Source organism: Halorubrum aquaticum (assembly GCF_900113615.1).
Taxonomy (GTDB): domain Archaea; phylum Halobacteriota; class Halobacteria; order Halobacteriales; family Haloferacaceae; genus Halorubrum; species Halorubrum aquaticum.
On sequence record NZ_FOPZ01000010.1, the window covers coordinates 90,362 to 99,190 of the forward strand.

The following is an 8,829-nucleotide window of genomic DNA, read 5'->3' on the forward strand; positions in this document are numbered from 1 at the left end:
GTCTTCGGTTCGAAGAGGACACGAGGCCGCCCGAGCCGCCGCCCCGGGCGCGCCGCTCAAGTGTCTCGGCCACCAACGAGGCGTATCGTGAGCGACGCCGACTCCCCCCTCTCGGAGGACCGCCCGACCGCCGACCGACCGCTTCGGGTGGACGCCCCGTTCGATCCCGCGGGCGACCAGCCCGAGGCGATCGAGAAGCTGGTGGAGGGGTTCGAGGCGGGCGCGAAAAAGCAGACCCTCCTCGGCGTGACCGGCTCCGGCAAGACCAACACCGTCTCGTGGGTCGCCGAGGAACTGAACCGGCCGACGCTCGTGTTGGCACACAACAAGACGCTCGCCGCCCAGCTGTACGAGGAGTTCCGCGAGCTCTTCCCGGACAACGCCGTCGAGTACTTCGTCTCCTACTACGACTACTACCAGCCGGAGGCGTACGTCGAGCAGACGGACACGTTCATCGACAAGGAGATGTCGATAAACGAGGAGATCGACCGGCTGCGGCACTCCGCGACCCGCTCCCTGTTGACGCGAGACGACGTCATCGTCGTCGCTTCGGTCTCGGCCATCTACGGGCTCGGCGACCCGCAGAACTACCGGGAGATGGCCCTCCGGCTGGAGGTCGGCGAGGAGGTGGGCCGCGAGGGGCTGCTCGCCGACCTCGTCGACCTCAACTACGAGCGCAACGACGTGGACTTCACGCAGGGCACCTTCCGCGTGCGCGGCGACACCGTCGAGATCTACCCGATGTACGGCCGGTACGCGGTCCGCGTCGAGCTGTGGGGCGAGGAGATCGACCGGATGGTGAAGGTCGACCCGATGAAGGGCGAGGTCGTGAGCGAGGAGCCCGCGGTCATGCTCCACCCCGCCGAGCACTACTCGATCCCCGACGACAAGCTGGAGCAGGCCATCGCGGAGATCGAGGACCTGATGGAGAAACGTGTGGCCTACTTCGAGCGACAGGGCGATCTGGTCGCGGCCCAGCGGATCGAGGAGCGCACCACCTTCGACGTCGAGATGCTCCGGGAGGCCGGCTACTGCTCGGGCATCGAGAACTACTCGGTCCACATGGACGACCGCGACCCCGGCGACGCCCCCTACACCCTGCTCGATTACTTCCCCGACGACTTCCTCACCGTGGTCGACGAGTCACACCAGACGATCCCGCAGATCAGAGGGCAGTACGAGGGCGACAAGTCCCGCAAGGACTCGCTCGTCGAGAACGGGTTCCGGCTCCCGACCGCCTACGACAACCGTCCCCTGACGTTCGAGGAGTTCGAGGAGAAGACCGACCGGACGCTGTACGTCTCCGCGACGCCGAGCGAGTACGAGCGCGAGGAGTCGGCGAACGTCGTCGAACAGATCGTCCGACCGACCCACCTCGTCGACCCGAAGGTGGAGGTGACGGGGGCGACCGGGCAGGTCGAGGACCTCCTCGATCGGGTCGACGAGCGGATCGAGCGCGACGAGCGGGTGCTCGTCACCACCCTCACGAAACGCATGGCCGAGGACCTCACGGAGTACTTCGAGGAGGCAGGGGTCGACGTGGCGTACATGCACGACGAGACGGACACGCTGGAGCGCCACGAGATCATCCGCGACCTCCGACTCGGCAACATCGACGTGCTCGTCGGGATCAACCTGCTGCGGGAGGGGCTCGACATCCCGGAGGTGAGCCTCGTCGCCATCCTCGACGCCGACCAGGAGGGGTTCCTCCGCTCGACGACGACGCTCGTCCAGACGATGGGGCGGGCCGCCCGCAACGTCAACGGCGAGGTGGTCCTCTACGCGGACCGAGTCACCGACTCGATGGAGGCCGCGATCGAGGAGACCCAGCGCCGCCGGGAGATCCAACTCGAGTACAACGAGGAGCACGGCCACGAGGCGACCACCATCGATAAGCCGGTGGGCGAGACCAACCTGCCGGGCTCGAAGACGGACACGAGCGGCGTGAGCGTCGGCGACGTGGAGAACGAGGACGAGGCGAAAGCGCGGATCGAGGCGCTCGAAGGGCGGATGAACGAGGCCGCGAGCAACCTGGAGTTCGAGCTGGCCGCCGACATCCGCGACCGGATCGCGGAGCTGCGCCGGGCGTTCGAGCTCGACGGCGACGAGGAGGGCGTGCCCGCGCCGATGCTCGAGGAGTGACCGGGGATCGGTTTCGCGACGCGGCTCGTCGTGATTTGAAGTAACCATATATAATTACTAACAGGCAAACAAGTAGCTGATACCAGTTACTTAGTTCCCGCGGCTCCACGAACGCACATGCTCGGGGACCTCCGCTCGCGGTCGGCGCTCCAGGCGCGGCGGCGCGCGATCGTGAAGACGCTCTGTTACCGGCTCCTCATGGTTCTGGTCACGGTGATCGTCGCGTGGGCGGTCGTGGGGGACGTCGGCGACGCGGTGAACATCGGGCTCGTCGCGAACGTCGTGAAGACCGGGACGTACTACCTGTACGAGCGGACCTGGGACCGTATCTCGTGGGGGATCCCCGCGTCCGCCTCCGGATAACCCCGATTATCACGCGGGCGAGTCGCGGCGACGGGGTTTTTATCGGCCAGCGACCGACCGGGGTACATGTATCGTCGCGCGGTCGTGGCCGGCGCGCTCGCCGTCGCGACCGCGGGGTGTACGGACCGGATCCACGACCTCGCGGCGTCGACGCCGCGGGACATCGCGGTCAGGAGCCGGTACGTGGACGACGACCCGCTGGTTCCCGAACGGAGCGTGCGAACACAGCCCCCGGAGCTGCTGACGCACGCCCTCTCGTTTCGGTCGGCCGCCCGCGCGAGGGGCGCGCTTCTCGCGGACGCGGAGCGGACGCTGTCGTTCGTCGAGTCGACGCCGTTCGTCGACGACGGGGGCGAGGCGGTGCTCGTGATCGCACAGCGGTTGGCTCCGCCGGGGATCGACGTCCGGCTTGGGTCGGTGAGCCGGATCGGCGACCGCGCGCTGCGGGTCGCGGCCGACGAGATCGGTCACCGTCCGGGCGACGAGGACGACCTCGCGGTCCACACGCTCCTCGTCCGACTGACCGACGGACGCGGTCCGCCGGAGCGCGTCGTCGTCTCGATCGAGGGTGACCGTGCCGGCGTCACGATCTGAGCCGACGGCCCGCCCGACGAGCCGCCGGCAGGTCAGCGGTTCGGCGGTCCAGCGAGTATTTGAACCTCGCCGTCGTCGCACGGATATGGCCTCCCCCATCTCCGTCCCTCGCCGCGCGCTCGGAGCGGTCCAGATCGGGATCGCGACGCTGCTTCTCTCCCAACCGCTCGCGCTCCGATCGGTCACCGTCGGCGCGGGGACCCCGACGCTCGCGGAGCCGGGAACGCTGGTCGCGCTGGCCCCGCCCGCGCTCGTGGCCGCCGGGGCGGTGACGTTCCTCTCCGGTCTCGCGGCCGTCCGCGGCCGAACGCTGAGTCCGCGTGCGAGCCTCGCGACTCCCGTCGTCTGCGTCGCCGCAGGCGTCGCCCTCGGGGTCGACGTCGGCCCCGAGGCCGTGTCGGCGGCGTCGCTGAGCGTCTCCGGGGTGACGCCGTTCGTCGTCGCCGGCGCGACCATCGGCGGGTCGCTCGCGCCCGTCGTTCTCGGGGCGACTCGCGAGGACACGGTCGCGCTGCTCGCCGGGGCCGTCCTCCTGTTGGTCGGGATCGGTCTCGCGCCCGCGCCCACCCTCGCGCTGGTCGCGGGACTGCTCGGCGGCGGGGTCGCGATCGGGGCGCTGTGGACCCTCGACGCCGAAAGCTGGCGTCCGTGACCCGTCTCGAGTAGCCGCACACGGGCGACGAGGAGCGCGAGCGATCGGCGACGGCACGGGCTCAGTTGTCCGTAAGACAAGTAAAATTGTATTACTGAAATGCTGTTGGTAATGTTTATGCCGGTGGAGTCGGAGACGTTCGACACGGTTCACACGGGACGGTTCGACCGGAGCGGTTGCCCCGTTTTCCGCGGGTAGCCGCGCGTTCGCGCCGGATCCGGAACGCTTCGAGAGTGGCGACGCCGTCCGGCGATCGGCCCGTGGAACCCCGAGCACACATGAGCACGACGACACACGACACCGCGGTTCACGACCTACTCGACCGAGCCCGAAGGGGAGACGAGGACGTACCGGACGACGGCGAACGCGACCGGCTGGTCGCCGAGATCGAGCGCGCGCTCTACGACGGGGCCGACGCCGACGAGGTGGCCGAGGCGACCGTCGACGCGCTCACGGCGAGGATCGAACGCGACCCCGCCTACGACGCGATGGCGGCCCGCGTCGCCCGCGAGGACTACTTCCGACGGGTGACGGGCGAGCGGCCGCCCGCCGACGAGAGCGCCCTCGCGGCGGCGTACCGCGACTCCTTCCGCGAGGCGATCGATCGCGGCCTCGAGGCGGACCTCCTCGACGAGCGGATGGGCGAGTACGACCTCAACCGGCTGGCCGCCGCGATCGAGCCGGCGCGGGACGAGCTGTTCGACTACACCGCGCTCGACACCCTCGAACAGCGCTACTACCTCCGGGAGCCGGATTCGGAGCCGTTCGAGCTCCCGCAGGTCTTCTGGATGCGGGTGGCGATGGGGGTCGCGCTCCGCGAGGACGAGTCCGAGCGCGAGGCCCGCGCCGAGGAGTTCTACGAAGTCCTCTCCACGCTGCGGTTCGTCCACTCCACGCCGACGCTGTTCCACGCCGGGACGACCCATCCGCAGCTCTCCTCGTGTTACCTCACCACCGTCCCCGACGACCTCGAGGGGATCTTCGAGGCGTACAAGGAGCACGCGAAGCTCTCGAAGTGGTCCGGCGGGCTCGGCAACGACTGGACCCCGCTCCGGGCCGACGGCGCGTTGGTCTCCTCGACGGGCGTCGAGTCGACCGGGACGGTCCCGTTCCTGAAGATATCCAACGACGTTACCGGCGCGATCAACCGCTCCGGGAAGCGTCGGGGGGCCGCGGCCGCCTACCTCGAGGCGTGGCATCTGGACTTCCCGTCGTTCATCGACCTCCGCCGGAACACCGGCGACGAGCGTCGCCGCACCCACGACATGAACACCGCGGCGTGGGTGCCCGACCTGTTAATGAAGCGGGTCGAGGCCGACGCGGAGTGGACGCTCTTCTCGCCCGACGAGGTGCCCGAACTCCACGGGACCTACGGCGAGGAGTTCGAGGCGCTGTACGAGGAGTACGAGGAGGCCGCGAAGAACGGCGAGTTACGCCAGTACGAGACCGTCGACGCGAGCGAGCTCTGGCGCGAGACGCTCACCCGGCTCTTCGAGACGGGTCACCCGTGGGTCACGTTCAAGGACCCGTGTAACGTCCGGTCGCCGCAGGACCACGCCGGCGTCGTCAACTCCTCGAACCTCTGTACGGAGATCACGCTCAACACGAGCGAGGAGGAGACCGCCGTCTGTAACCTCGGCTCGATCAACCTCGCGCGCCACATGACGTTCCGCGGCGACGCCGAGGCGCATCCCGCCCCCGACGACGTCGCCGCCGCGGCCCGCGGCGACGGGGCGGACGCCGGCGACGGCGGTGTCGACGTCGACCTCGGCGTCGCCGGCGAGGCCGCCGAACTCGACGCCGAACTGTTCGCCGACACCGCCGAGACCGCGATGCGGATGCTCGACAACGTCGTCGACCTCAACTTCTACCCGACGGAGAAGGCCGAACGCTCCAACACCCGCCACCGACCCATCGGACTCGGGATGATGGGCTTTCACGAGGCGCTCCAGCTCGCGCGCGTCCCGATGAACTCCGAGCGCGCACTCGGCTTCGCGGGGAGAGCGGGGGAACTCCTGGGCTACCACGCGATCGACAACTCCGCGAAGCTGGCGGCGGAACGCGGCGCGTACGACTCCTTCGAGGGCTCGAAGTGGGACCGGAACCTCCTCCCGCAGGACACCCTCGACCTCCTCGAGGAGGAGCGCGGCCGGGAGGTCCCCGTCGCCCGCGAGGAGACGCTCGACTGGGACGCGGTCCGCGAGCGGATCGCCGACCACGGCATGCGCAACTCCAACACCACCGCGGTCGCGCCCACGGCGACCATCTCCACCATCGTGGGCACCTCCCCCTCGATCGAGCCGCTGTACTCGAACCTCTACGTCAAATCCAACATGTCGGGCGACTTCACCGTCGTCAACGAGCGGCTCGTGGCGGACCTCAAAGCCGAGGGCCAGTGGGGCTCGGAGGCGCTCGATCTGTTGAAGTACCACGACGGCGCGGTCGGCGACCTCGACCTGCCCGGCGACCTCTCCGACCTCTACCGCGGGGCCTTCGAGATCGACCCGCGCCACCAGCTCCGGCTCACCGCGCGTCGCGGCGCGTGGATCGACCAGAGCCAGTCGCACAACGTCTTCTTCCCGTCGACGGACGGCTCGCTGCTCGCGGACGTGTACGGGACCGCCTGGGAGCTGGGGCTGAAGACGACCTACTACCTGCGCACGCTCGGCGCGTCGAGCATCGAGCAGTCGACGCTGGACATGGCCGAGTACGACGACACCCAGTCGCGCGGCGGCGGGTTCGGATCGGGAGACGGGGCGTCCGGCGACCGCGACGCCGGGGACGCGCCGGCCGACCGCGACGCCGACGAGGCGTGTCGCGTCGACGCCGGCGGCTCCGACCTGCCGACCGTCGAGGACCCGACCTGCGAGTCCTGTCAGTGAGCGCCCGACGAACGATAGCCACGACCACACCACACGCATCACACCATGCCGCTCATCAACACCGACAGCCAGCACGACCCGAACAAGATCCTGCCGATCGACTACGACTGGGCCCGCGAGTACTACCGCGACGGCGTCAACAACAACTGGGTGCCCGAGGAGATCCCGATGGCGGACGACGTCCACCAGTGGGAGGGCGACGAGCTGACCGACGCCGAGCGCCGGCTCGTCGAGTGGAACCTCGGGTTCTTCTCGACGGCCGAGTCGCTGACCGCGAACAACCTCGTGTTGGCCGTCTACGACTACGTCACCGCGCCGGAGTGCCGCCAGTACCTGCTCCGGCAGGCGTACGAGGAGGCGGTCCACACGGACACGTTCATCTACTGCTGTGACTCGCTCGGCTTCGAGCCCGAGTACCTCTACGGGATGTACGACCGCATCCCCGCCATCGAGGCGAAGGACGACTTCGTCGTCGAGCTGACCCGCGCCATCGACCGGCCCGACTTCACGATCGAGACCGACGACGACGTCCGCGAGTTCCTCCGCGACCTCGTCGGGTTCTACGTGATCATGGAGGGAGTCTTCTTCTACGCCGGCTTCGCGATGATGCTCGCGTTGAAGCGGCGCGGGAAGATGGTCGGCGTCGGCGAGCAGTTCGAGTACATCATGCGCGACGAGTCGCTCCACCTCAACTTCGGTATCGACCTGATCAACACGATCCGCGAGGAGAACCCCGGCGTCTGGACCGACGACTTCGAGGCGGAGGTCGACGAGCTGATCCGCGAGGCGGTCGCCCTCGAGTCGACCTACGCCGAGGAGGCGTGTCCGCCGGACGTACTCGGGATGTCCGCCGAGGGGTTCGTCGAGTACGTCGAGTACGTCGCGGACCGCCGGCTCACCCAGCTGGGGATGGCGGAGGCGTACGGCACCGAGAACCCCTTCCCGTGGATGTCCGAGGCGGTCGATCTGAACCGCGAGGCCAACTTCTTCGAGCGACAGGTGACCGAGTACCAGTCCGGCGGGTCGCTCGACTGGTAGCGGCGGGAGCCGGCGGCCGGGACCGAAGACGCCCGTCCCGCCTCAGCGACCCGGACTCTCCGACTCCGACTCCAGTTCGATGTCGCGGTCGGCCTCGCGCGTCTCCTCCTCCTGACGGGCGAGGTCGACGTCGCGGGCCGTGTCCGCGTCGCGCGTCTCGTCGGTCCGCAGGTCGCTGTCGGCCACCGTATCGAGCTGTTCGAGCGCGCTCTCGATGTCCTCCAAGCCGAGGAGCTTCTCGGTCTCCTCGTCGAACTCCTTGCCTTCCAGCCCCTCCATCTGTTGGACGTCGGAGCCGGAGAGGGCCTTGCCGTAGCGGCCGACGAGGCTCGTGAGTTCCTGCGGGAGCACGAACGTGGTGGACTCCCCCTTGCCGATCTCCTCGAGGGTCTCCATGCCCCGCTCGATGATGGCGCGCTCGCCCATCGACTCGGCCGAGCGCGCGCGCAACACGGTCGAGATGGCGTCGCCCTGCGCCTCGAGGATCTGGCTCTGTTTCTCCCCCTGCGCGCGGATGATGTTCGCCTGCTTGTCGCCCTCCGCCTGCTCGACCGCCGAGCGCCGTTCCCCCTGTGCCTCGAGGATCATCGCCCGGCGGCGGCGCTCGGCGCCCGTCTGTTGCTCCATCGCGCGCTGGACCTCCTGTGAGGGGCTCACCTCGCGGACCTCGACGGCCTCGACGCGGATCCCCCACTCGTCGGTCGGCTCGTCCAACTCCTCGTTGATCCGGTCGTTGATCTGGTCGCGTCGCGAGAGCGTGTCGTCGAGCTCCATGTCGCCGAGGACGGCGCGGAGCGTGGTCTGTGCCAGATTCGAGGTCGCGTTCTTGTAGTCGTCGACCTCGAGGAACGCCTTCTTGGCGTCCATCACCTTGATGTAGACGACCGCGTCCGCGGTCACCGGCGAGTTGTCCCGCGTGATCGCCTCCTGTTGAGGCACGTCCAGCGTCTGCGTCCGCATGTCGAACGCGTACGTCCGCGAGACGAACGGCGGGATCAGATGGACGCCCGGTTCGAGCAGCCTCCGGTACTCGCCGAACACCGTCAACGCCTCCTTGTCGTAGGCGTCGACCACCTCGACCGCGCTGGCGACGGTGACCAGCGCGAGCAGGACCGCCAGCACGCCCACCCCGAAGACGAGGCTCTGGCTCAGCGCCGC

Annotated in this window: 7 protein-coding genes; 6 read left to right on the plus strand and 1 reads right to left on the minus strand. The window is 68.9% G+C overall.

Annotation, left to right across the window (positions count from 1 at the left end; genetic code table 11):
* Positions 1 to 87 precede the first annotated feature (87 nt).
* The 6 genes from uvrB to F3H10_RS10000 all read left to right on the plus strand — a co-directional run bounded on the left by uvrB (position 88) and on the right by F3H10_RS10000 (position 7,671).
* Positions 88 to 2,142, plus strand: a complete 2,055-nt coding sequence (gene uvrB, locus F3H10_RS09975) for an excinuclease ABC subunit UvrB (protein ID WP_149784620.1) — start codon at positions 88 to 90, stop codon at positions 2,140 to 2,142.
* Between the two features lie 117 nt (positions 2,143 to 2,259).
* Positions 2,260 to 2,505, plus strand: a complete 246-nt coding sequence (locus F3H10_RS09980) for a DUF2061 domain-containing protein (protein WP_149784621.1) — start codon at positions 2,260 to 2,262, stop codon at positions 2,503 to 2,505.
* Between the two features lie 66 nt (positions 2,506 to 2,571).
* Positions 2,572 to 3,099 (plus strand): hypothetical protein, encoded by a 528-nt coding sequence (locus F3H10_RS09985; protein WP_149784622.1) that lies wholly within the window; start codon positions 2,572 to 2,574, stop codon positions 3,097 to 3,099.
* A gap of 85 nt (positions 3,100 to 3,184) precedes the next feature.
* Positions 3,185 to 3,751, plus strand: coding sequence for a hypothetical protein (locus F3H10_RS09990; protein ID WP_149784623.1), 567 nt, complete (start codon positions 3,185 to 3,187; stop codon positions 3,749 to 3,751).
* Positions 3,752 to 4,029: 278 nt separating this feature from the next.
* Positions 4,030 to 6,633 carry a ribonucleoside-diphosphate reductase subunit alpha gene (locus F3H10_RS09995; protein WP_149784624.1) on the plus strand — a complete coding sequence of 868 codons (2,604 nt, stop codon included), beginning with the start codon at positions 4,030 to 4,032 and terminating at the stop codon, positions 6,631 to 6,633.
* Between the two features lie 45 nt (positions 6,634 to 6,678).
* Positions 6,679 to 7,671 carry a ribonucleotide-diphosphate reductase subunit beta gene (locus F3H10_RS10000; protein ID WP_149784625.1) on the plus strand — a complete coding sequence of 331 codons (993 nt, stop codon included), beginning with the start codon at positions 6,679 to 6,681 and terminating at the stop codon, positions 7,669 to 7,671.
* 42 nt (positions 7,672 to 7,713) lie between these two features.
* On the opposite strand, the gene F3H10_RS10005 is transcribed toward F3H10_RS10000, so the two are convergent.
* A partial coding sequence (locus F3H10_RS10005; RefSeq protein ID WP_394349712.1) for an SPFH domain-containing protein occupies positions 7,714 to 8,829 on the minus strand: 1,116 nt, incomplete at its 5' end.